This window comes from Syntrophobacter fumaroxidans MPOB (assembly GCF_000014965.1).
In the GTDB taxonomy this organism is placed as follows: domain Bacteria; phylum Desulfobacterota; class Syntrophobacteria; order Syntrophobacterales; family Syntrophobacteraceae; genus Syntrophobacter; species Syntrophobacter fumaroxidans.
The window spans coordinates 4,542,461-4,566,158 of sequence record NC_008554.1 but is presented as its reverse complement, the minus strand read 5'-3'; the positions used below and the strand labels follow the sequence as shown (position 1 = coordinate 4,566,158).

Genomic DNA, 23,698 nt, shown 5'->3' with positions numbered 1-23,698 from the left:
TCACGGGGAAAGGAAGCCGGTGTCGTGATCCTTCCTCACCGTCGAAATGAGCTCGGCGATTCCCTTCAGACTCACCGGTTTCATAATCAAAGCGCTGATGCCCGCTGCCGCCGTTTCTTCTTCATCGAGCCGTTCGCTGAAACCGGTGGAAAGGATGATGGGAATGCTGGAGCGGATCTTCAGGATCTCTCGGGCGAGTTCCGTCCCGGTCATTTTCGGCATGGTGTAATCGGTGATTATCAGGTCGAAGGCTTCCGGCTGCCCGCCGAAGATTTCGAGGGCCTCCGGACTGCCCGTGACTGCCGTCACCTGGTAGCCCAGGCGTTCGAGCCTCTTCTTGAGGGCCTTGGCCAGGGCTTCTTCATCATCGACGAGCAGGATGCGTTCGTTTCCCCCGGGAAGGGTCGATGAGGGTGCCGGTGGTTCCACCGGCTCCACGCTCTCCAGCACCGGGAGATACACATGAACGACCGTTCCTTGGCCAGGCTCGGAGAAGACCCGGATTGCTCCGCCATGGTTCTTGACAATCCCGTGCGCCACCGACAATCCCAGTCCGGTTCCCTCGCCCGCCTTCTTGGTGGTGAAATAAGGATCGAAGATCCGTTCGAGGATATCCTGGCTCATGCCATGTCCGGTATCTTCAACCGCAAGGTCAAGGTATTTTCCCGGGCTGAGCTCAACCGGTCTGGTTGGATCAAGCGAGTCAAAAGAAACGGGGGAAAGCGCCACGCGCAGCCTTCCCTCCTTCCCGCGCATGGCGTGAGCCGCATTGGTCGCCAGATTCATCAGCACCTGGTGGATCTGAGTGGGATCGGCCAGGACCAGATCCCCAACTGCCGGCAATTCTTCGGCCTGATCCATTTCAATGGACGACGGCAGGGAAGCTCTGAGGAGCTTCAGCACTTCCTTGACCACCGGAACCAGTCGCAGGGGTTTCCGTTCGTATTCGCGCGTTCGACTGAAGTCAAGGATCTGTCTGACCAGTTCCTTGGCTCGATGCGTTGCCTTCAGCACCTCATCGATACTCTCCCGCGCGGTGGTTTCCCTTGGGAACTCCATCCTGGCGAGTTCGGCATAACCCATGATGATTCCGAGAATGTTGTTGAAGTCGTGGGCAATGCCACCGGCAAGAGTACCAATGGCTTCGGTCTTGTGCACTTGCCGCAACTGCAGCTCAAGAAGCTCCCTCTCCTCCTCCGCCCGTTTGCGCTCGGTGATATCCCGGATTGATTCGATGGCCCCCACGATCTTTCCCTTCGAATTGCGCAGGACGCTGGCTTTGCCGTAAAGACAGGCTCTTTCCCCCTTCAGGCTTGGCACAAATGCTTCCGCCTCGAGCATCGATTCTTTTATTGTCATGCCCTGGTACTCGCCTGCAAACTCGCATCCGTGATCGAGAACCAGGTCGATCAGGATAGGTCGCCTCACACCGTAAAAGGGCAAAGAGTATTCGTAGTTGCCTCGACCCAACATTTCCGAAGCCTTGACCCCCGTCATCTCCTCGATGGCCCGGTTCCAGGCGATGACTGTCCCCTCCTCATCCATCACAAAGGTGGCATCCGGCAGAAAATCGATGATATCCGACAACCGCTGTCGGGACTCCAGCAGCTCATCCTCCGCTCGCTTGCCGGCGGTGATGTTCTCGGAAAAGCCGATGATGCCGACCACCCGACCCGCGCTGTCCCGATAAGGTATCTTCTGGGTTTTGAGCCACAATGTCTTGCCATTGACCTGAATCTCCCCGAGGATATCCTTCTTGGCCCGGTTTGAAGCGATGACCTCCAGGTCGTCGCGGTAGAACCTTTCCGCATCCGCTTTCAGCAAGAATTCGTCCAGGGATTTGCCGATCACGGCTGCTTCGCTCAGACCAAAGGTTTCGAACCACAATTGATTGGCGCGCATCAGGCGGTTTTCCAAGTCCTTATAAAAGATCAAGGCCGGCACGGCGTCGAAAATCGTCTGCAGTGTTGTGCTCTGCCCCTGGAGGGCCATCTCCGCGGCCTTGCGCGCGGTGATGTCCTTCAGAATAAAGAGCCTGCCCTTCTGCGTCTGCGTTTCGACCTTCGCCGTAGAGAGCAGGACGTATTTCGCGGCGCCGGATTGCGTTCGCAGACGGCATTCGAGGTCCTGGACCTCGGTGCCGGCCGTCTGCAGATTCTGGATTTGGTCGCGATCCTCCAGGTCGTGCCAGATGTCGAGAACCATGAAGGGCCGGCCTTCAATCTCAGCACGGGAGAGACCCAAAAACCGGCAGAAGGACTCATTCACATCGACTACGGCGGCATCGTCGCCGATAGCCAGGGCCAAAGGCTCGGGAATGGAATGAAAGAGGATGCGGAATTTTTCTTCACTCTTGCCGAGCTCCCATTCGCGGGCTTTGATCCTCTCGGACATGATCCGGAAGGCCGAGGCAAGCTCGATAACCTCGGTGGGGCCGGTATCGACCTTGAAGTCCCACGATTCTCCGGGACCCTGGCGAAGTACCTGATCGCGAAGTCGTTTGATGGGAGCGGCAATGTAGCGCGAGAAGAACAGTACCGCGCAAAAAACCACCAGGATGAGACCTGCAAAAAGCAGGTTGTGGTGTCTCAGATCAGAATTGATGGCAACCATGGCGTCTTCCTGGAGGCGACTCGCGGACGCCACCCAGCCAGTGCCCAAAACGGGGACGAAGGCGACCAGGCGCTCTTTGCCGGTTAAAACGGAGGTAACGACGGTGGCGATTTCATTCCCGGCGAGAGCCTCTTTGATGGCGGGATAGCTCTTGAGCCAGTCGCGTTGTTCCGGGGTATAGTTTATGGGTGGGAAACGATACGCGTGCATGCCCCTGCTGTCCACCAGGCTCACGCCCGCATCCTGATGGCGCTTGATGGCCATGACCCAGTCCAGGTCGGCCGGTTGGACGGCAGCTGCCACAATCCCTGCCAGTTCGCCATGTTCCGAGCGAATTGCGCGGCTGATGACGAACAGTTGCCGGCCCGTGACCTTTCCGGAAAAAACCTCGCTGACGAACCACTCCCGCCCGCTCTTGATCTTTTTGAAAAACAGGCGATCGCTCACATCCATGCCGATGACGTCTTCGGGACTGGGCGCAATCACCTGGCCGTCCGGGTTGATCCAGTGAACGCGCCACACGGCGGGATTATCCGCGTTAAATTCCTCGACCAGGCGACGTTGATCCGCTTCCGACATGGGCGGAGAGACCGTGAGCGCCAGCCCGAGGACGAGTTCGCTGTGGACGACATCCCGCACGAACGATTCGAAATTCCTGGCGGTTGCCCGCGCAACCTCAAGATTTGCCTGAAGCTCCTCGCCGATGCGGGTCTGCAATTGTTGGTGATAGACGTAAATCCGGATCAGAATCGCTGGGATGAGCAGAATGAAAAGCAGCAAAACCAAGTTTCCCTGGATGCTTTTCCAAAAGCCGGGGGACGCAGATTCGGTCTTCTTGTTCATCGAGTTACGCATGGACCATGCCTTCTACAGTTCGTTCAATGGAGATCATCCAGCCGGGCACCCTGCTGCGGCAAGCATCCGGTCTCGAACCCGCAGGGCTTTGCGCCTCGGTTTGCACCGCCTCTCTTCAGTGGTTCCATTCGTTGTCAACCCTTGGGGCTAGGTTTTGTGTTGCAAGAACCATACGCGTTCAGGATGAGAGTTTTCACATAAAATTCACCGGCGCTTCTCCCGCAGGTATTGTCGGCCGTTTCACTCGCGGCGGCAGGGTCGTCGGCAAGGACGAAGATTTTCACGGAAAGGCACGGCGCTTGCTAAAGAAGCTTCACGCTCCGTAGCCTGGATTTTCGCCAAACGCAACGCTTTTTGTCAATGGCCGCCTGCTGCAAAACTCGGGATAAGACTGACGACATGATTCCGCGGCTGGACCGCTTCATTGGTGGATCATTCTTTGTGTAGACGTCGAGGGACGAAATGGACGCCTTCCAGAAAAGCTCCCCTTTCTCCTGCGAAGAGGACCCGGCAGCCGACAGCGCCGATGGTAATGCGCCTCTGATGTTCTCCGGCTGTGAATCCATTCGGGCCATGAGCGAGGCCTTGCGCCGGGCGAAAACCGACCCCGGGAACGGCGGGTTCGCGAAGGAAGGATTGTGGAACCGGGATGACGCCCGGGTCATCCGGCGGTTGCTGGTGGTGGATGACGAAGACTCGTATCGCACGTTGATCAAGAACATGGGTGAGCGGTTCGGCATCGCCTGTGAGGCCGCAGCGGACGCCGGGGAAGCCATGGAGATGCTTCGCCGGAACGCTTTCGACCTGGTACTCTCGGATATCAGGATGCGCGGCATGGACGGCCTCACGCTCATGCGGCGGGCTCAGAAGGAGTTCCCGCAACTCGATTTTGTCATCATGACCGGGTTTGTGCCGGACTACTCCTATTCGGAGATCATTGCCGCGGGGGCCGCGGACTTCATTGCCAAGCCCTTTCAGGTTGGTGAGCTCGAGGCCAAGCTTGACAGGATCACGCGGGAAAAACTCATCCTTCGTCAACTCCGCGAAACCTTGATGGAAATCGTTGAAGTCCTGACCTCGGCTCTGGAAATCCGCGATCCCTACACGGCCGGTCACCAGCGCCGGGTTGCCCGGCTCGCTCAAGCCATAGCCGCGGAAATGGGGTTGACGGAACCAACCCTCACGGCCGTCCGCATGGCCGGACTGGTCCATGATATCGGCAAGATCTCGGTGCCCTCGCAGATTCTTTCCAAACCGACTCAGCTCCATCTTGCAGAAATTCGCCTCATCCGCGAGCATTCGGAGGTGGGCTATGAAATCCTCAAAAAAGCCCACTTCCCGTGGCCCATCGCCCGCATTGTCCACCAGCACCACGAGCGCCTGGACGGTTCGGGTTATCCCCGGCAGCTTACGGGGGATGAAATCCTCCTCGAGGCAAAAATCCTGGCCGTGGCGGACGTTGTTGAAGCCATGAGCTCGCATCGACCCTATCGGGCAGCCATCGGCCTGGCGACGGCCCTGGAGGAAATCGGCCGACAGCAGGGGCGATTGTATGATCAGCGCGCTGTCCAGGCCTGTCTCAGGATTTTTTGTGAGAAAGAATTCCGGTTTGATTAGGACAAGCCCGGTTCGGCCATTCTCATCGGGGCGGACGGCTCATCTCGGTGCTTTGTTGATGGGGAGCCGTGCGTGATCACCCGGGGTCTGCCGATGGAAAGCAGGCCGGCTGGCCACAGCTTCGGGCGGCGAGCGCCCTCTGCGACCATCGCAGTGTTTTTCCTCCTGGAATTATCCGTTCGTATCCGTTACCATGATTCATAAGCGTTGCATTGTCGAACTCTCTCGCGTAATCCAAAGCATTGAAACAGGATTTGCTTTTGGCCAAGGTGTTGATCATCGATGACGATCCTGAGTTCTGCCGGGTGTTCTGTCGCATGGCGGGGCAATTGGGACATGCGGCCGTATCGGTCCAGCGGCTTGGCGACGGCCTCCTCAAGGTCTACGCTGAAGCCTTCGATGTCGTTTTCCTCGATGTTCGAATGCCGGACGGCAACGGCCTGGTGGACGGACTGCCTCAAATTCGGGAGGCGCCGTCCTGTCCGGAAGTGATTATCATTACCGGCTTTGGAAGCCAGGACGGGGCCGAGCTCGCCATCTGCAGCGGCGCCTGGGACTACCTGGAGAAACCCGCCTCCCTGGAGCGAATGATGCTGGCGCTCCTCAGGGCATCCCAGTACCGTGAGGCCAAGGCCTGCCGGAATACCGCCATGGCTCTCAAACGCGGCAACATTGTCGGCAACAGTCCCGGTTTGGCTGGATGCCTGGACCTCGTGGCGCAGGCCGCGGGGAGCGACGTCAACGTCCTCATCAAGGGCGAGACCGGTACCGGCAAGGAGCTTATTGCGGCCGCCATCCATGAAAACAGCCCTCGGGCAGCGGGAAACTTTGTGGTTGTCGACTGTGCGGCATTGCCCGAGTCCCTCATTGAGTCCATGCTTTTCGGCCACTGCCGGGGGGCTTTCACCGATGCAACCCATGACCGCGTCGGGTTGATCAAACAGGCCGATGGCGGCACCCTGCTGCTGGACGAAGTGGGGGAGCTGCCCTTTACCGTGCAGAAAGCATTTCTCAGAGTACTCCAGGAACGGCGGTTCCGGCCCCTTGGCTCGAGCCGGGAAATCAACAGCAACTTCCGCCTCATTGCCGCAAGCAACCGCGATCTCTACCAGATGGTCAAGGCTGGACATTTTCGAGAGGACCTCTTTTTTCGCCTGCAGACGATCACGATCGCGGTGCCGCCGCTGCGTTCCAGGGTCGAAGACATCCGTGACCTGGTGCTGCATCAAGTCCACCGCATTTGCCGCTATTGCCGCATTGACAGCAAAGGCATTTCTCCCGATTTCATCGAAGCCCTGGAAAGCTATGAATGGCCCGGCAACGTGAGGGAATTGATCCACGTGATCGAACGTACCATCACCCTCACCCGCGATGAACCGACCCTTTACGCCTGCCACCTGCCCCTTCATATCCGGGTGAAGGCGGCGCGAAACTCCGTATCTCATTCCCCGCCAGCCCAGAAAGCGAGCGACTCCCCGCCGACGCCGGGGTCGGCGGGCACTTCGGGGAACCATCCTCTCACGACGCTCCAACAGGCCCGAGAGAGTGCCGAGCGCCAGTACCTGGCGGACCTCATCCGCTCGGTCGGGCGTGATATCGACCGATGCTGCAGGCTCTCCGGACTCTCCCGTGCAAGGTTCTATCAACTCCTGAAGAAATATGAGCTGTAGGGGCCGGAGCCGATTCCGATGCGTGTCCGACATGTGCCTGAATTGTGCCGTGCGGTCGAAAGCGGGGGCCGGTAAAGCTCGAAAGACCCGGCCATTCCCCCCGCCTGCCGACGGGGTCTAATTTATTAGACGGCCGCTAGCCTTTGCCTCGTATGGATTTAGTTCTGTTTGTCATACAGCCGGGCCTGCTCCGTCTCGTTTATTGGACTGCTGGGTACTGCGCCGACACGGTGCTGACCGATGCTTTGCTTCGCCGCGCGCTGTAATTGACCTTTCGGCAGAACCGGAGATTCCTCCCTGCTGCAAAGGCCGGGTGAGGGGGGCGACTCTCTCGGTGGCATGGAATCTGCTTTGTGGAGGCTGGAGAGCGATGTCTCCTTCTGAAGAAAAGGCTACTGCGATGCATACGATCATTTTCTTTGTCCCCTCCGAAACGCTCTGGTTGAGGCAACTCATAGACGAGGTTGCCCGCCGCCTGCCCCGGGACACGATGGCTGTCTGTCGAACTGCCGAAGAGCTGATCGAGTCGGTTTTGACAAGCTTTTCTGGAGCAACCACCGTCGTCCTGGCTGTGTTGACTCACGACGATCTCGGCGCTGCAGTATCACTCAAGGGGCTGCTCAAGAGTGTTCGCAACCTGCTCATTCTGCCCGATGACAGCAGCGAAGCCTTGAACAAGGCTTTGTCCCTGCAGTGCTGCTATCATACGAGCGCGAACCGGAATCAACATGAGCTGGTGGCGGTTTTGGAAAAGATTTCGGCTCAGGAAGACGGACGGGGCGGCCGGGTTCCTGAACGCTTCCAAAGGATTTGAGGGCATCATGCAACCAGGTTCCGGTTTGGCAATCATGGTCCGGGGCAAGGGGGTGCAGCGAAGACGGCAATCCTTTTCTTCGATGATCGTTTCCTGAAGGGCTTCCAGGTCCAGCTTGATCTCATCCCACTCGAAATGATGTCCCCTGGTCTCCAGGCGGCCGTAGAGCTCCTCTTTGAGCAGGAGCGCAAGAACGCTGCAAAAGACATGACCCCGTATGGTTTCATCACGCCGCTGGAAGACGGGGCGCGTTTTCAGCACCGATTTCATCTCCCGGAAGATGTGCTCGACCTGCCACAACTCCTTGTACTTCAGAGCAAACTGCCTTGCGGGAAGGTTCGTGTTGGTCCGCAGCGCCGAGGTGGCTCTGGATTATATCGGGCGGCTCTATGCCATTGAAAAAATCGCTCGGGCAAAGGAGCTTTCCCCGGATGGAATCTTTGCCTTGCGCAAGGAAAAAGCCGAACCGATTCTTGAAGAGTTTAAAGCCTGGTTGGAAAAGCGCGTCAGCCAGACGCCGCCCCAAGGTCTTCTGGGGAAAGCCTTAAACTATGCCCTCTCGCACTGGGCAAAACTCATTCGGTACTTGGAGGACGGGCATATCAGCCCGGACAACAATGCCGCCGAAAATGCCATCCGGCGATTTGTAATCGGCCGGAAGAACTGGCTGTTCAGCGGGCATCCCAACAGCGCCAATGCCGCCGCAACGCTCTACAGCCTCATTGAAACCGCCAAGGTCTGCCGACTTGAAGCTTACCAATACCTGCGCTATTTGTTTGAAAGACTCCCATACGTTCGAACGCAAGAAGACCATCTCGAGCTGCTTCCCCAACGGTTGACACCGGACCGCCTGGCCCGTTTCATGGCCCACCAGTAAGCCGGCCACTCACTCTCCGGCATCCATGATCTGCCTCCATACATCCCGAGAAATCATGCCACAGCCTCGATGCGGGGAGAAGATGGGGTTTACCGAACGCTTACGGAAAAACATCATCGTTACCGACCACACGGACTGGTCGACTGATGAGATTGTAAGAGCAAGCCTGGATCGCTACCTGGTCGAAGAGGCATTCCGGCAGTCAAAAATGACGAGCTCGTCAGCGTGCCTCCCATGTCGCCCATGCGGCACTGGACCGACGGAAAGATTCGTTGCCACATTTTTACCTGTATGGCAGCCCTCACGTATCTGCGCATACTCGAGAACCGTCTGGCTCAGGCCGGAATCGGGCAAACCGCCGCTGCGGCAATGGAATCCATGCGCAACCTCCATTCATGCTTCTGCTGGTATGCCGGAAAGTCAAAACCCCAATGGATGATCGAGGAGCCCACCGAGAACCAAACCGACATCCTCAAGGCGTTCGGCCACAGAATCGCCGGTGGGGTCTTACAAAAACTAGGCGGCTAACTATTTGAATTATTTTCACTAATGCTCTATTCCGCCCTGGGATTCCTTGGACTCCCGACCGAGAATGACATACATCGCAACGATCATCCGTGGATAAACGGTGAGTCGTTCATGATTCAACCGTTCCAAAATGCATCCTTCCGAATCTAAAAGTTGTTGTTCTATTCCGGATGACTCACAATAGTGATTTGGAGAGAACAGCCAGACAGGAGGAAACCATGTTGCTGGTAGGTCTGATTCATACCGAGGCCGCTTCGGGTTTGCCACCTCGATCTCCGTTTAGATTCGATCCTGATTCATTTGTGAACTCAATCAGCAGTGGCTGCCGAAGCGCATTTTGCATCCGGAGTAGATGGTCTTGTTTTCCCGCCATTCTTCCCGCGTCACCGGGGCGCTCTGCTCCCGCTCCAGGGCGGCCGTTGCAGCCATGGTGTTCTCGAGGCCGCCGCCCCACTTACGGAAAGATAAACTGAAGCCCAACCCAAGAGCACTTCGCTCTCAACTTCAGGTAATCACTCATATTTCATGTAAAATCCGAAAATGGTTTGCTTTTCATCCGATTGCCGCACAGTGAAATACCCGTTGCAATTTGTGAAAGATAGTGCAAAATGCACCTTGCTTTCCACGGTTCTCGTCTTTGGCTTGGGCTTTCCTGTTTATTGGGTTCGTTGGAGGTTTTTCACTGCGGGACAAAACACCTGCCGAAGGGGAATCATGCGCTCGAGATTCCACACCGCAGCGGGCGGGCACAAAGCCCTCCCCTTGCTGCTGCATCTGACCGGCACATCGGTCCGCATACAAAAAGGCGGGGTTATCCCGCCCGCGTCGCCTCTCGCTGGGCAGGTGCCGTGTAATCTTGAACGCACCGCGGTATCGGAGGGGCAGGAGTGATACACGCTGCCGTAATCGGGTGTGCACCACCGAGAAGCGGAGACCAGCCGCCCGAGACGATTCAGGTCATCGATACACTCTCTCAATGCACAGATATTTATGACGCTCTGAACAATGGAAGTTTCAGCCTTCTTGGCCTGGAATTGGATTATGGGAGAAGTATTCAACACACCCCCGGCACGAAACACTGAGAACATCAAGGAGTGCAAGAATGAAAACATCAAGAATGGTGCTCATTGGAGCAGTGGTCAGCCTGGCAATCCTTACGGCCTCCGTCGCTCACGCGGCCGCGCCCGGGGTCCCTGCCCCTGTCTCCCCGTCAGGTAAGGTGGCCGGCTCCACCATCACCTTTCTCTGGAAAGCGGTTACGGGTGCGACCAAGTACCAACTGCAGGTGAAGTCCGGCTCCGTCATCAAGCTCAACACGATCTTCACCGCGGCCCAGGCGAACTGCTCGGATGGAACCGGAACCTGCTCCGCCCAAGCGACTTTTGGAGGCACAGCCGCGGCCCTGACCTGGAACCTTCGGGCAGGCAACACGGCGGGCTTCAGTGCATGGAGCGCCGCCAAGAACCTTGTCATGACCGATGAGATGAGAACCCCCATCTCGTCTCTTCCCTATACCATCAGCTCTCCCGGCTCCTATTTTGTCACGGGAAACCTCACCTCAACGGGCACCGGGATCACCGTGAATGCAAACGATGCCACCATCGACCTGGGCGGCTATGTTCTTACCGGGCCCGGCAGCGGGGACAACCACGGCGTTCATATGGTCGGCAGGAAAAATGTGGAGATAAGGAATGGGACGATCAAAGGCTTCGGAACGAATGGAATTTATGAAGCGAACGGCGGCTACTCCGACCCCGGCCACAGGGTCATCGGGGTCCGGGTGATTGAAAACGGTTCCAGCGGCATCTTTCTTGTCGGTAACCAGCACTTCATCGAAAACTGCACTGCCATCAACAATGCTCAATATGGTATCTATGTTGATTACTACTCCATCATTAGAGAGTGCACCTGTACAGGAAATCAAAATGGTATCTATTGCTACTCAGGATCAACAATTTCAGACAATATTGCTTCACAAAATAGTGAAAATGGAATACGTGCAATTGATGGGAATAGTGTAATCAACAACATAGCAATGGAAAACGGCAACCATGGAATAATGGCAGATGGATACAATACGATTAAAAACAACACGACTTCCTGGAACAAGTATAGTGGAATCCAGCTTGGCACCTACAGTGTGCTGGATGGAAACACCTCTTACCTCAACAACCAATCCGGAGGTGCCTATCCAAACATAAGCGATTGCGTGACTTGTGCATCGGGGATCAACGTGAAGTAGGAGTCAGGAATGCAGGACGCGGCTTCCTGCTTAGCCAAGCTTGAACCGCTGAACCCGACGTTTTTTTCCACGCCGATGGGGGCTGTCTTTGCCATAACTGACATCCAAGACATCTTCCGACTTGAAGCGAATGATGCCTGTGTCCATCTCCACATACCCGTCCGCCCAGCACGTGCCCCACTCGAACGGCTCGCCGTTACAGATGTCTCCCGCAAATGCATTTGGTGGCGGCGCCGGTGCCGGACCCAATTCCTTAACTTCGTCTCGTTCAATATCGATAACGTATAAGGTGCCGGTTGTGCTCCGCCCTCCAATGAAAACGATGTACCTGCAACCAGGGGCTGGTTATGACGGTCATCGCAAAGTAGCCCAACCGGTCAAAAACCGATGGTTCAAGTGAGTTCTTGTCCTCGCGCAGGTATTGAATGGAACACAGCGGAAGCCAAGCTCCGCGCTCCAGGATACCTCCCATGATATAGGTTTTGGTTGTTTTATTGAAACCGATACAGATCCAGTTGCCTTCGTATTCTTTGCTTAAGAGTACCTCACCGCCCGGTTCAGAACGCAGGACAAGGCTTGTTTTACAGAGACTCTGGCCATGCCTGGGCACGAAGGGAACATTGACTCGACTCAATTGAAGACTACTCCGTGTTCCTTTGGTGCAGTCGGCGGCATGGCCAGATGCTGAGAAGAGTGAAAAGACGAGGATAACTAATAAGTGTACTCGTAACCTCATTTCGATTTCCTATATGATTAACGAAATAACCGCAGTTCTGAGAAACATAAGGGCTGGTCAATCAAGAATATACACATGGCAATGGTGTAAACTTATGGGGTGTAAGCTATCTGAACATGGATCATTGTAGTTTTCACGATTGCACAAGTACTATAGTGCTTGATCGCGGAAGTGAACGTCATATGTGAAATGGCTTAATGTAAAGTTTTAAGCCCTTTCTTCATCGCGATTGTCTAATACGAAGTTGCGTTCAAGATGGATCTTTCAAGCACAAAAGAGCGGGGGAATGATTCCCCCGCACCCCCCAAGTTTCGGCCACACGCGCAAGCGCGTGAGGCCGAGTGCTCGGCGCTGTCGGCGACTGGCCGAAGGCCGCCGCCGCAGCGCCACACGGAGCCGCGAAGCGGCGAGGGGGTGTGGGGGATACGTCCCCCACACTTTTAGAGTATCATTTTGAACGCAATTATCCATGCCCCCCGCGACACCCGCGAAGCATGAAAATGGACTCACCCGGGAATCTATTTTCCAGGTAAATCCGTATAAGAACTTAAGCACTGGCTTGCGCTCACACCTGCGGCGCGCACGGCGACGGAGATGCCTTGGCTTTGCGCGAAGCGCTCCACCAGATCAGCAATCTGCTCCGTTCCGTTCTCGGCGCTCAGCGCTTGCCCGATCCGGCGCGCACGCTCGGCGACTTCCGGACGCAACAGGCCGCCGAGCGCGGCGGACAGACGTTTCGGCTCGAGCTTCTGGAACGGAAATGTCGTTCCCGCTCCGAGTTGCTCGATGCGCTGCCCCCAGAGCGGCTGATCGCTGAAGAGCGAGCAGACGAGGGTCGGCAATCCCGCGCGCAGCGAAGCGGCCGTGGTTCCGGCGCCACCGTGATGAACCGCTGCACGACAGCGCGGCAGGACGCGATCGTGATCGAACGCAGGCGCGATGAACACCGTCTCGGGCAGCGCGCCCCGGGCATACTCGGTCCAACCCGCCCCCACGAGCGCGCGGATCGAATGTTTTTCGCACAGCAGAACGACGTCACGCAGCACCGCTGCCGGGTCCAGCACAGGCAAGCTGCCGAATCCAAAAAAGACGGGAGGAGGTCCCGCAGCCAGCCATTTGTCAAGTCCGGGCGGGAGAGCCCTCTCCCCCAGCCGCTCGCGAAGCTCCGCCGACATGGTCGCGTAACCGCCCTGCCAGTGCGACCGGGGCACATCGTCAGGAATCGGGAGCACATGCTTGCTGTACATGTGGATGAAGGCACCGTCCTCCACGCGTGGGCGATGTTTCCATTCCGGTAGCCCCAGCGCCCGACGTGTGGCGTTGAACACGTGCCGTTGCCCGAGCCAATATGCCGCGATGTACAGGTCCCAGCTCAGCCGGTTGAGCCGGCCGGCGCGGTAATCGCGGATCGGCAGCAGGTAACTCGCGAAGCTCGCGGTTCTGAACATCGGCAGCGTGGCGAGGCATACGTGCGGCGCGCCGAGCGCCTCTGCGAAGCCGGCGCCGCGAAAGACGGTCACGATCGTCGAGCACACGAGGTCAGCTCCGCGACAGGCTTCACGACAGACCCGGATGATGTCGTCGTTGTGGCGCTCCTCCAGGGCGGCAAGCTCGCGAAACAGTGTCGACGATTTGCCTTTGGCGAGCAGCTGTTTTCCTCCCGGCGACTTCAAGAAAGCCTCAGCGTCCGGATGCATGGGAAGAATGTCGATGCCGCTGCGCTTCGCCCAGTCCGCGGAGTTCACGTTGACGGTGAGCCGGACCTCGTGTCCGCGGCGTCTCAAGGCATCCGCCACCACCAGCACAGGCTGAATGTCGCCACGCGACCCGTACCCCAGAATTGCGACCCGCATCTGTCCTCCTCTCCGAACCATGGATCCCGACCGTCAGCGGCACCCTGGGAAAGCTGGAAACAGCGTGGGCCGGAGCGGAAGAGCTCTGCGAACTTCTGCAGAAGTCTTGATGGGACTTGGACACCGGCACACCGCCTGCCCCCATGCGCCCCCATGAGAGCGCTCTCCCTCGCAGTCAGCCTCGCATCTCTCACCGCCCGCGGCTCATGCCACAAAAAACCCGAGCCCGACCAGTGGCCCTGATGGCCGTAGTACAAGGCCACGCGCGCAAGGCGTACACGATGAACAGCGCATCAACGCAAGTCTTTATAATACGGAAGTAAACATCCGTATTCTCTTGCTCCCCCCACTCCACCAGCTCAACAGAGACGGAGAGCGAAATGGTCGTCGCCCTTGTCGGATAATCGCCCATGCGGCAGGGGCACCGGAGTCGCCGGGGGATTTCATGCCGAAAATCTCTGCGATGATCTCCACCCTATACGAAAACCTTGGACAAAAGCAAAAGTCAAGACACCTCTCCTATATGGCTCAAGTTTAACGGTAGTAACTTTATTACATTGTACTTTCAATAAGATATAGAGCGTCTTATCGGTCTTGGCACTTCAATTTCCGGCTTCTTTGAAAAATTGTTCCAACCGATCCGTGGCCTGTGCAAGACGGTCGAACACAATCCCTCGTGCAGGCACAGTCCCTTCTCATGAGCCGGGTTGTAGGCGATTGGACAGATACTCCTTCAATGCCGCGGCGTTGTTGAATTCCGTGTCATGAGCGCTGTAGAGCAAAGTGACATTGCCCTTGCGGGCAGCCTCCACGATTGGTTGAATAGCGTCAGGCTTTCCATCCAGTTCGGCGAAGTAACGCTCCCGAAACTCGATCCACTTCGCTGGATCGTGACCGAACCAGCGTCGCAGCGCATCGCTCGGGGCCACATCCTTGAGCCAGGCGTCCATGTGGAGTGATTCCTTCCTCATGCCGCGCGGCCATAAGCGTTCCACCAGAAAGCGGGCTCCCTCATCGGCCCGGGGTGATTCGTAAACGCGCTTGACTCTTATCATCGTTTCCCCCGTTATTCCTGCGACCGTCCAGGAAACCGGCATGGTCAAGTCGTTTCAGCAACAGATGAAAATAAATGAGTCCTCCGTATGGGCTCCACGCAGCAATGGAGTCGCGCACTCCATGGTAATCGAGGGTTTCGGGCAGACCCAACCAGCGTTGGAGGTTATTGCGCGCCCCCACGTCATCCCCCGGAAAGACGTTGAGCCGCCCAAGCACGGGAAAAAGCGGGTCTGCCGGGGGGCGGCCCCGAAAAAGTGATCACCGATAAAGCCACTTTCCGTTTTGACGCCGAAACCAGGAAAATGTACCTCCACAGCATCTATCCCGGCTTCACCGCCGGGGCCGTCCAGGAGGAGATCGGCTTCAAGATCGATTTGACCAGGGCGGTCGAAGAACCAGCCCCGACCGAACATGAGCTCGATACCCTTCGAACGCAGTGCGATCCCGACAGGATGGTTCTAAAGAGTTGAGCGCGCGGCGGTCTTCGCGCTTTCAGGTCTCCTCAACGCCCCGGCAAGGCGGCGGATCATGGTCGGGAGCGGCCGCGGCAATTGGAACGAACAATGAGGCATACATGAGGGTTGCTGCCCGGAACCATCCGGAAAAGCCTCATCGTTACGGTTCCGGGCGTGCGTTCGGGCTTGAGAGCGAATGACGCGTGGAGCCCCGGTTTTCACCAAAACTTGGCGACGTCCACCATGCCTTTGAAGTATTTGAGCTCCTTGGTCAGCTCCTCGAACATCCTGGCATTGGTGATGGCCTGGGCTCCCAATTCTCCCACGGCACAGGCAAAATCGACCTCATCCATCGTGAACTGCCTGGGCTCGGAGGTCACCAGGCGCATCACTCCTATGACCTTTCCCCCCCTCGCCTTCATGGGGATAGTCAACATGCTGGCGATGCCCTCCTCCCTGGCCTGTTTCGGATACTGCATGCGAGGGTCGTTGCCCGCGTCCAGCACGAGCACCGGTGTTCCGGTCATGGCCTCCGCCACGCTCTTGTCCAGGTCCACCGCCCCCTTTTCGACATATTTCCGACTCACCCCAACCGAGGCCATCCATTCCAGGGTATTGGTCTTGGGGCTGACGAGGCGGATGGTACCCCCTTTCAGGCCCAATACCCTGGTGATTTCTTCTAATATGTAATTGAGAATTTCCGGCAGTTCCATGGTTGAGCTCAAAAGCTTGCTGATCTCCTGAAAACTCCTGAGAGCGACTTTTTCATCAAATGATGACATGGCAATTTCTCCTTATTTCCATTGAAGGCAGCCCAAAGAGAAAACCTGCACGGCCAGTGACTATAATGTTTCCCAACGCCGCGAGAGGCATTCTCGCAGGCGCAACGCTCCGGGTGCCGGCGAAGCCTTCTCTCCCGTTCATACTCACTCTTTGCCCCTCGGTTTCTTGAAGCTGATGGCCAGCAGAAAGCCCAGCACCAGAAGAACGGCCGCGACGTAGACCGCGATGGACTTGATTTGAGCGAATACAAGCGGCCCCACGATGCCGGCGCACCCCCAGGCGGTCAACATCATGCCGTAGACCTTTCCGATATTGGCCGGTCCGAAGGAATCGGCCGCGAAGGCCGGCATGGTGGCGAATCCGCCTCCGTAACAGGCGAGAAGGTAGCAGGCCACGACGGTGAACAATATCTGGTTCCCGATTTGGGGCAATGCCACGTAAAGGATGGCCTGGCTTGCAAACATGATGACGAAGACCATTTTTCTTCCGACGGCATCGGACGTCCAGGCCCAGAAGAGACGCCCCAAGCCGTTGAAGATGGAGGCGATCGCCAGGATCGTGCCGCCGGCCACCGCCAGGTCCTTGGCGGAGATATCGGTGCTGACCCTCTTGATCACATCCTGTGCCATCGGGGACAATTGAGACAGCAGACCAAGACCGGCGGTGATGTTCAAGAACAGCATCGACCAGAGCATCCACCATTGCGGGGTCTTGACGGCTTCATCGAAGGTGTAGGACTCGGTCACCTGAACGCCGCCTGCGCTGGTCTTTGGGACGAACCCCCTGGGCAACCACCCTTTGGGAGGATTCTTGTACAGTTGCGCGGCCGCGGTCACGGCCACGAGGAAGATCGCCCCCCAAATGTAGAACGTATTAGCCACTCCCAGAGAAATAATCATTTTGGGAGCAATGATGCCCATGAAAAACGCCCCGGCGCCGAAGCCCATGACGGCCAGCCCGGTCACCAGGCCTCGTTTGTCGGGGAACCAGCGGATCAGCGTGGCGATGGGGGTGATGTAGCCGAAACCGTTGCCCAGACCGGCAACCAGGCCGAAACCGAGATAGAGGAGCCAGATGCTGCCCATTTGATCGGCCAGGCCGGCCAACAGCGTTCCGATCCCAAAAAGGATGCCGCCCACGGTACCCACATATCTCGGCCCTTTCTTGTCGACCAGTGTCCCGCCGAAGGCGGCGGCCAGACCGATCACTCCGATGCAGATCATGAAGGTAACCTGGGTGGCCGTTTCCCCCCAACCGTGCGCGGTCATGATGGGTTTCTTGAAAACGGACCACGCATACACCGTTCCCAGACACAATTGCATGATGATTGCCCCAACGGCAATCCACCACCTTTTCCCTTCCAAATTTTCATTACTCATGAGGCGACTCCTCAAAAAGCATGGACCAGTTGGAAGAAGTGTGAAAAGAGACGGGGTTTCCGTGCCGTACACACAGTGTCTGATATCTGGATTTGATCCCGGACAGTGCGACAACTTGATCGCAAGCGGAAAGACAGGCGCTTCAGGCTCGCATTTCACCCGGAAGGCCTCTTGAAACAACAGGAGACATTGATTCTATTATCTTCGATTCACATCAAATGTTCAAGCGATATGCCGACTCATCCGGCACGGGCGCGTTCACGGCACGGCGGCGTGCTTTCGATGAAATGCTCATTGTCCCGCCCGGCAGTTCCGAACAGGTCTTGGACCGCGGGGAAAACCGGTTTCTATCTCCTTCCCCCCAGGATCGAACCCAACACCCCGCGGACGATCTGACGACCGATGGAACTGCCGATGGCCCGCAAAGTACTCTTCGCAAAGGCTTCCACGACGGTGTCGCTGGAACGTCCCGGCCGTCGCCCCGGAGCCGGTGCCCGGTAACCGGCCTCCGGCTGCTCTCCTGCCTGCCGGCTTTCCTCGATCCTTCGTTCTGTTCGCGCCCGGATCATTTCAAAGGCCGATTCCCGGTCGACCGTCTTCTCATAATTGCCGAAGTGGATCGAGCTTCGAATGATCGCGTCTCGTTCATCGGCCGTGATGACACCCACCCGGCTCTCGGGCGGACACACGAATGCACGTTCGACCACCGCCGGGGTCCCGTTTTCCTCCAGGAAGGAAACGAGAGCCTCTCCCACGCCCAGCTCCGTGATCACCTTCTCGATGTCGAGTCGCGGGTTCGGGCGGAAAGCCTGCGCCATGCTCCTGACCGCTTTTTGCTCCTGGGGAGTAAAAGCCCTCAACGCGTGCTGCACGCGGTTGCCCAGCTGGGCCAATACCTTGTCGGGAACATCCCTCGGGTTCTGCGTGACGAAGTAGACCCCGACCCCCTTGGAACGGACCAGCCGCACCACCTGTTCGATCTTCTCCAGCAGAGCCGGCGGAGCGTCTTCGAAAAGCAGGTGTGCCTCGTCGAAAAAGAAAACCAGTTGGGGCTTCTCCAGGTCTCCGACCTCCGGCAGGCGCTCAAAAAGCTCCGCCAGGAGCCACAGCAGAAAGGTTGCGTAGACTTTGGGCCGGGTTATCAGTTGATCCGCGGCCAGGATGTTGATGATTCCCCTTCCGTCCGAATGCGTTTGGATGAGATCGAAAATGTCGAGCATCGGTTCGCCGAAGAACCGGTCGCCCCCCTGCGACTCCAGTTCCAGCAAACCTCTTTGGATGGCGCCCACCGAGGCCTTGGAAATGGTCCCGTATTCGGTGGTGAATTCCCGGGAGTTGTCGCCCACGAATTGAACCATGGACCGGATGTCTTTCAGGTCCAGGAGCAATAGCCCATCATCGTCCGCGATCTTGAAGATCAACGTCAAAACGCCGGTCTGCACCTCGTTGAGATTCAAGAGCCGGCCCATGAGCAGCGGCCCCAGGTCGGAAACCGTCGCCCTCACCGGGTGACCGCTCTTTCCGAAAACATCCCAGAACGCCACCGGGTATTCCCGGAAGCGATGATCGGAAAGAGAAAGCAGCTTGACACGCTCCATGATCTTGGGATGCTCCGCACCCTTGCGGCTGATCCCGGCGAGGTCCCCTTTCACGTCGGCCAGAAAGACAGGCACGCCGTTTTGACTCAAGGTTTCGGCGATTCTCTGCAAGGTTACCGTCTTGCCCGTTCCCGTGGCACCGGCCACCAGCCCGTGCCGATTGGCCATGCGGGGGATCAGGCAGAACTCGACGTTCTTGGAACTCTTTGCAATGAGCATCGATTTACTCATTCTTGAAAACCTTTCTTTCCGGAAAGTGGTAACCATGTTGCGAGCACGCCGCCGGCGTCTTCACCGTCGCCCGCCCAACGGGAAACGTCCATTGCCGGGCGCTCCATATGGCCTTGATCTCAAAACAAAAAGCCATGATCCGCCATTCGGCCGCAACAATGCGCCTCATGGGCCGCCCGGGCCCGTCCTGACGATCCGCGCCCGAAGAAGCTCCCGGCCCACGCTCGGAGCCCGTCCAATCATCAAATATCCCTGTGGAAAACGCAAGAAAAAGGTCAAAGGCGCCGATTTGCCCGGTTCACGAGATAGGCCGGGGGAGGGCCTGTAGGCCGGGAAGAATCGCCGGTCGAACAGCCATCGCTCCGGACTTTTTCATGGGGCGGCTAAAGCCCCTTGTCGGCTATGCCGAATCATATTATTGTAATGTTCGGAGGCTCTTGCGCTCCGAGCCGATTAACCTGTAAAGGGCAAACCATCCGAAAGGGTGGGACGCAAAGCCGCTGGCCTAAGTCCCCCGCGTGGGATATGGCAGCAGGGTTGCCAGGGGAGGTTTCCCATGTTCAGAACTTTCAACTCCGGAACGTTGTTTCCCAAGAGAACCTTTCAGTCTTCATGTCAGCCCATTCGGGGCTCCACTGAAACCGGCCGTGAGAAGTGACTCGTAGAATCTCAACCGATTCATTTGAGAGAAGATATTGTGGGCATCTGGACGGTCCGCGGCGCCGACGTCAAGCCGGGGGTGTAAGGTCTGGCATTCAGGCCGGAGCTTTATCCGCAGGGCTGTGCAATCTCTTCCTCGAGCCGGCCGACCGGTGAAAGAGGCGATGAAAATGACTTCCGTCATTCCCAATTCCAGAATTGTCACTTACGCCAAGATCCAGAATCTGCTGAGGCATATCGATCGGCAGCGCCAGGCGGCCGCGGCCGCGGCCGAACCGGGGGCGCCCGAACCATTCGACAATGCCGGGCTGACGTGCGTTTCCAGCGACGGCCCACTCACCGTCCTCTGTGAAGCCAATTCAGAGGTGTGCTATTTTCATGGAGGACTGATCTTTCTCACCAGCAACGAGGATTTCAACCGGTTCGCGAACGGGCCGAATCCGGCGGAATACGGCCGGCCTTCTCCTTCCCGCCGGGACCGCAAGCTGAGCGTCATGGAGGTGGAATTCGTCCTCGGCATCGCATCCGTCCTGGACCCCCTCGCCTATTGGGTGATCCTTGGCAGCGATCTCGTGCTGTTCGTCGACCGGTACAAGAAAAAACTCAAGAAATGGACCGTTGAAATCCTGTCGCTCCTTCTCACGCAAAGGCTGCTGAAAAAACACGCCGGGGACTTCTACCGGAAAGTCTCCGCCCTGCTGACGGAAGGCGCATGGTCGAAGCTTTCGGAGGCGGTGCCGACGAACGATGCGTTCATCGCCCGGTTTGCCGGACACCTGCTCGGGACCTACGGATCGATGGAAGCCATGGAGAAAGCCCTGGATGCGCGATGGCATACCTCCCTGAATATCCTTCACAGCCTGGCCTTCCTGGTAAACATGAGCCCGAAAGACGGCTTGACGGCGGACAAGCTCCAGGGCAGGGCCGACATGCTCTGGGGTTCTTTCAAGAAACTGGGAGTCCATCTCACCAAGAACGAGGTCGAGGCTTTCTTCCGCGAGATCGAGCTCCAGCCGCACGAAATCAAGAAAGCCATCGAGATACTCGGGAAAGCCTTCGAAAGCAAAAACCCCTACCAGAATTCAGTGATCTATCCAGAGGCCGATTCCCGGTGAAATGCGACAGCGGCCGGCCGGGGGGAAGGCTATCGAGGAGAGCTGGGTTCCATTGGGGTTTGCGGGTATTCACAAGCATGACGTCGACACGGTGCGAGGTGCGGAACGAAAGTCAGGGGGCTCCGCTGAAGAAATGAGCGGGCCCCCCTTCCATTGCTGCTAGTTTCTTGCGAACGCTCCGTATTTTACGATGGTCAGGCATTCCACGACCGGCGTATAGTCCAGAGGCTTCTTCCATCCGTTCAGCTTGGCGTTGACCGCCGCGGGGTCAGTCGGGGCAACAGCCTGGAGCACCTGGGCGACATCCGCCTTGAGCGCCGGAGGAGTATTGGCCCCTGCCGCGATGCAGAATTCCGGGTAGAGTTGGGTGGTGTGAACGAACGGGAAGTTGTCGGCGGCCTGGTCGATCACCCTGAAATCGGCCATCTTGACCTTCCCGGCGGCAGCCATTTCCTCGAGGGTGCCCGCCATTATGGCACCGCCTTCAACCGCCCCGTTCAGTACCGCGTAGACCACGTGCTCCACTGACTTGGCCTCCTTGATCGCCTTGAATTCCTTCTCCGGGTCAATCCCCTTGTCCAGGAAATGACGCTTGGCAACCATCCACCCGGCAAAAGAGCTTTTCGCCCTCGTCATGAACTCCTTGCCTTTGAAATCCGCAAGCGTTTTGACGGGACTTTCCTTGCGGGTGAAGATGGTGCCGGCCAGGTATTCGGTCGGCTGGGTCCTGGTGGCTTTGACCATGGTGACCAAAACCTGTGCGCCGTATTGCTTGTTCATCTCCGCAAATATGGCGGGATTGGCATAGAAGAAGTCAATCTTGCCCTGCTTGACCCCCTCCATCAGTTCGTTGTCCGTGCAAGGCACCACCGTGAAGGTTTTGCCGAGCTTGGCCGTCAGGTAGTCCGCGGTCGCCTTCCACTCCTTCATGGCCGTGTCGGCCCCTTTGAACGCCTGTATCCCCAGCTTGTATTCCTGCGACCAGCCCGGAGACGGAAACGCACATGACATGACTGACAACACCGCGATCAACAAACCCTTCCGAATCATGATACTCCTCCTGTGTGAATGAGAACCCGAGTTGAGGGAACGATGCGCCGGCGCACGGAATCCCGGGCACGAAGGCGACAATCCACGCGAATGCAGACCGAGCTGCACAGGCCGACCCAGTGTCGGTGCGAACCGACAACGATATCCGGGAACACGAATACCTCTTTTGCTCCTCTGCCTGAGATCAAGAGTCCACACAAACAAACGAGGCCTTCGATCATGTTTTCGTCGCGTGCAACGGGGGCCCGACGCAAGATCAACCGCGGCGCCCTTCCACCACGCGGGAACGCTCACCACCATGGAATGCCTCAAACACGAAAACTCCGGCACCTCCGTCGGAATCAGACGAAATTCGGGAGCCTGCCTCCCGGAATCGACGAGCCCTTCTCGCCCCGCAGGGTTCCGACCGCTCAACTCGAGACCGGACGAACACCCACGCCTCGCGCGAAAGCCCGGCAATCTCAGCTCCGCACAAGCGCACCGGAGCGCGGCATATACGCAGCCTCTTCGGCGTGCTCGGTATTGAGCTTTTATTTCAACGCGTTATTAAATTCAGGAGTGATTCCGACTCACTCATACGAAGTTGCGTTCAAGAGATGGACCTTTCAAGCACAAGAGAGCGGGGGAATGATTCCCCCGCACCCCCCAAGTTTCGGAGCCGCGAAGCGGCGAGGGGTACGTCCCCCACGCTTTTAGAGTATCATTTTGAACGCAATTATCCATGCCCCCTGCGACACCCGCGAAGCATGAAAACAGGCTCCCGAGGGAGTCTATTTTCTAGGTAAATCCGTATCAGACAGCCGATCACCCCGGCCCGCAAGGCGAGGCGCAAAGAGAAAGATTAAATCCGACACCGCTCACGTTGCGCCGCCCATTAAACGAAACGCATCCTTGCCGCTTCCCTGACCGGCCTCGAAACCGCAAACCTTCGCATTGCCGGCAAGACCCCGCGGCGCCCCGCTGCAGGAATGCATTTCGCCGCCCCGGCGTTTCGGCTTCGGAAATTTCCTTCTATTTCAACGTCTTATTGTATATAAGAAAGATTACGGTCCTCGTATGCCGCTTATATATTCGGAACACAAAGAGAAGTACCTTAATTAAATATTAAAACGTTCTGCGTTCCGCTCATCCCTCGGTCTTGGGGCTCCGGCACCGCCCCTTTCAGGAAATTAGACCACGGGAATCCGACGGGGATTCCCTTGTCGGCCCAGGCACGGCCAACGCCCTTCCGGACCGCGGACGGCATTGAGCAGCGCCTCCCGGATCGCTTCTCATCGCGGTTCGCTCGATGTCCGCCCCCCTCCCCGACACCCCGGGATGATCTCTTCCGGCTGCAATGAGTGAGCATACAATACGGCCCGAAGTGCTTTCGTTAATGTCCGTCCCCCGTTTCGCCGATCGGCAAAGGCAGCGAATGACATCGGAGAATCGGGTGCTGGAACAGAGCGCTGTTTCTGAATTTCTGCAAGCGTCCGGTAGACTTCACCTTCCGGGCGGGTCCGTGGCATTGGATGATTTCACGGGTGCATCTTGTCGCGCGGGATGTCGGATTTGGGATTGACAAAA

At 57.5% G+C, this 23,698-nt stretch carries 15 protein-coding genes, 1 pseudogene and 1 riboswitch; of the genes and pseudogenes, 8 read left to right on the top strand and 8 right to left on the bottom strand.

The genetic code is table 11. The features are described from left to right. The gene (locus tag SFUM_RS22165; protein ID WP_083764150.1) at positions 1–3,468 is read right to left on the bottom strand and encodes a PAS domain S-box protein; all 3,468 of its coding nucleotides are present in this window, start codon (positions 3,466–3,468) and stop codon (positions 1–3) included. Positions 3,469–3,930: 462 nt separating this feature from the next. Between SFUM_RS22165 and SFUM_RS19335 the strand changes: the two genes are divergently transcribed. The 3 genes from SFUM_RS19335 (at position 3,931) to SFUM_RS23015 (ending at position 7,569) form a co-directional block, all read left to right on the top strand. Continuing rightward, positions 3,931–5,085, top strand: coding sequence for an HD-GYP domain-containing protein (locus SFUM_RS19335; RefSeq protein WP_011700533.1), 1,155 nt, complete (start codon positions 3,931–3,933; stop codon positions 5,083–5,085). Positions 5,086–5,345: 260 nt separating this feature from the next. Continuing rightward, positions 5,346–6,755, top strand: coding sequence for a sigma-54-dependent transcriptional regulator (locus SFUM_RS19330; RefSeq protein WP_011700532.1), 1,410 nt, complete (start codon positions 5,346–5,348; stop codon positions 6,753–6,755). Positions 6,756–7,155: 400 nt separating this feature from the next. Then, positions 7,156–7,569, top strand: coding sequence for a hypothetical protein (locus SFUM_RS23015; RefSeq protein WP_150109574.1), 414 nt, complete (start codon positions 7,156–7,158; stop codon positions 7,567–7,569). A 60-nt stretch (positions 7,570–7,629) separates the two neighbouring features. Here SFUM_RS23015 and SFUM_RS24210 read toward each other — a convergent pair. After that, positions 7,630–7,923 (bottom strand): annotated as a pseudogene (locus SFUM_RS24210) (IS1634 family transposase); the annotation flags it as partial. On the opposite strand from SFUM_RS24210, the gene SFUM_RS19320 reads away from it, so the two are divergent. From SFUM_RS19320 to SFUM_RS19310, 3 genes are all read left to right on the top strand, one after another. Beyond that, positions 7,850–8,446, top strand: coding sequence for an IS66 family transposase (locus SFUM_RS19320; RefSeq protein WP_083764148.1), 597 nt, complete (start codon positions 7,850–7,852; stop codon positions 8,444–8,446). The pseudogene SFUM_RS24210 and the gene SFUM_RS19320 overlap by 74 nt on opposite strands. Positions 8,447–8,671: 225 nt before the next feature. Beyond that, positions 8,672–8,974 (top strand): hypothetical protein, encoded by a 303-nt coding sequence (locus SFUM_RS23010; RefSeq protein WP_011700529.1) that lies wholly within the window; start codon positions 8,672–8,674, stop codon positions 8,972–8,974. 1,102 nt (positions 8,975–10,076) lie between these two features. Continuing rightward, the gene (locus tag SFUM_RS19310; protein ID WP_011700528.1) at positions 10,077–11,216 is read left to right on the top strand and encodes a right-handed parallel beta-helix repeat-containing protein; all 1,140 of its coding nucleotides are present in this window, start codon (positions 10,077–10,079) and stop codon (positions 11,214–11,216) included. 1,254 nt (positions 11,217–12,470) lie between these two features. On the opposite strand, the gene SFUM_RS22160 is transcribed toward SFUM_RS19310, so the two are convergent. After that, complete coding sequence (locus SFUM_RS22160; protein WP_011700527.1) at positions 12,471–13,805, bottom strand: glycosyltransferase; 1,335 nt, start codon at positions 13,803–13,805, stop codon at positions 12,471–12,473. Positions 13,806–14,500: 695 nt separating this feature from the next. Then, the gene (locus SFUM_RS19290) at positions 14,501–14,860 is read right to left on the bottom strand and encodes a DUF488 domain-containing protein (RefSeq protein WP_011700526.1); all 360 of its coding nucleotides are present in this window, start codon (positions 14,858–14,860) and stop codon (positions 14,501–14,503) included. A 255-nt stretch (positions 14,861–15,115) separates the two neighbouring features. Between SFUM_RS19290 and SFUM_RS19280 the strand changes: the two genes are divergently transcribed. Then, on the top strand, positions 15,116–15,331 hold the full coding sequence (locus SFUM_RS19280) for a glutaconate CoA transferase subunit B (RefSeq protein ID WP_011700525.1): 216 nt from the start codon (positions 15,116–15,118) through the stop codon (positions 15,329–15,331). A 203-nt stretch (positions 15,332–15,534) separates the two neighbouring features. On the opposite strand, the gene SFUM_RS19275 is transcribed toward SFUM_RS19280, so the two are convergent. The 3 genes from SFUM_RS19275 to SFUM_RS19265 form a co-directional block, all read right to left on the bottom strand. Next, a complete protein-coding gene (locus tag SFUM_RS19275; protein ID WP_011700524.1) occupies positions 15,535–16,098 on the bottom strand; it encodes a GAF domain-containing protein in 564 nt (187 codons plus the stop codon). Positions 16,099–16,242: 144 nt separating this feature from the next. Continuing rightward, the gene (locus SFUM_RS19270; RefSeq protein ID WP_011700523.1) at positions 16,243–17,478 is read right to left on the bottom strand and encodes an L-lactate MFS transporter; all 1,236 of its coding nucleotides are present in this window, start codon (positions 17,476–17,478) and stop codon (positions 16,243–16,245) included. Between the two features lie 347 nt (positions 17,479–17,825). After that, complete coding sequence (locus SFUM_RS19265; protein ID WP_011700522.1) at positions 17,826–19,307, bottom strand: helicase HerA-like domain-containing protein; 1,482 nt, start codon at positions 19,305–19,307, stop codon at positions 17,826–17,828. 456 nt (positions 19,308–19,763) lie between these two features. Beyond that, positions 19,764–19,852: riboswitch (cyclic di-GMP riboswitch) on the top strand. Positions 19,853–20,131: 279 nt separating this feature from the next. Between SFUM_RS19265 and SFUM_RS19260 the strand changes: the two genes are divergently transcribed. Next, positions 20,132–21,082, top strand: a complete 951-nt coding sequence (locus SFUM_RS19260; protein WP_041441052.1) for a hypothetical protein — start codon at positions 20,132–20,134, stop codon at positions 21,080–21,082. 159 nt (positions 21,083–21,241) lie between these two features. On the opposite strand, the gene SFUM_RS19255 is transcribed toward SFUM_RS19260, so the two are convergent. Next, complete coding sequence (locus SFUM_RS19255) at positions 21,242–22,132, bottom strand: phosphate/phosphite/phosphonate ABC transporter substrate-binding protein (protein ID WP_011700520.1); 891 nt, start codon at positions 22,130–22,132, stop codon at positions 21,242–21,244. Between the last annotated feature and the right edge of the window lie 1,566 nt (positions 22,133–23,698).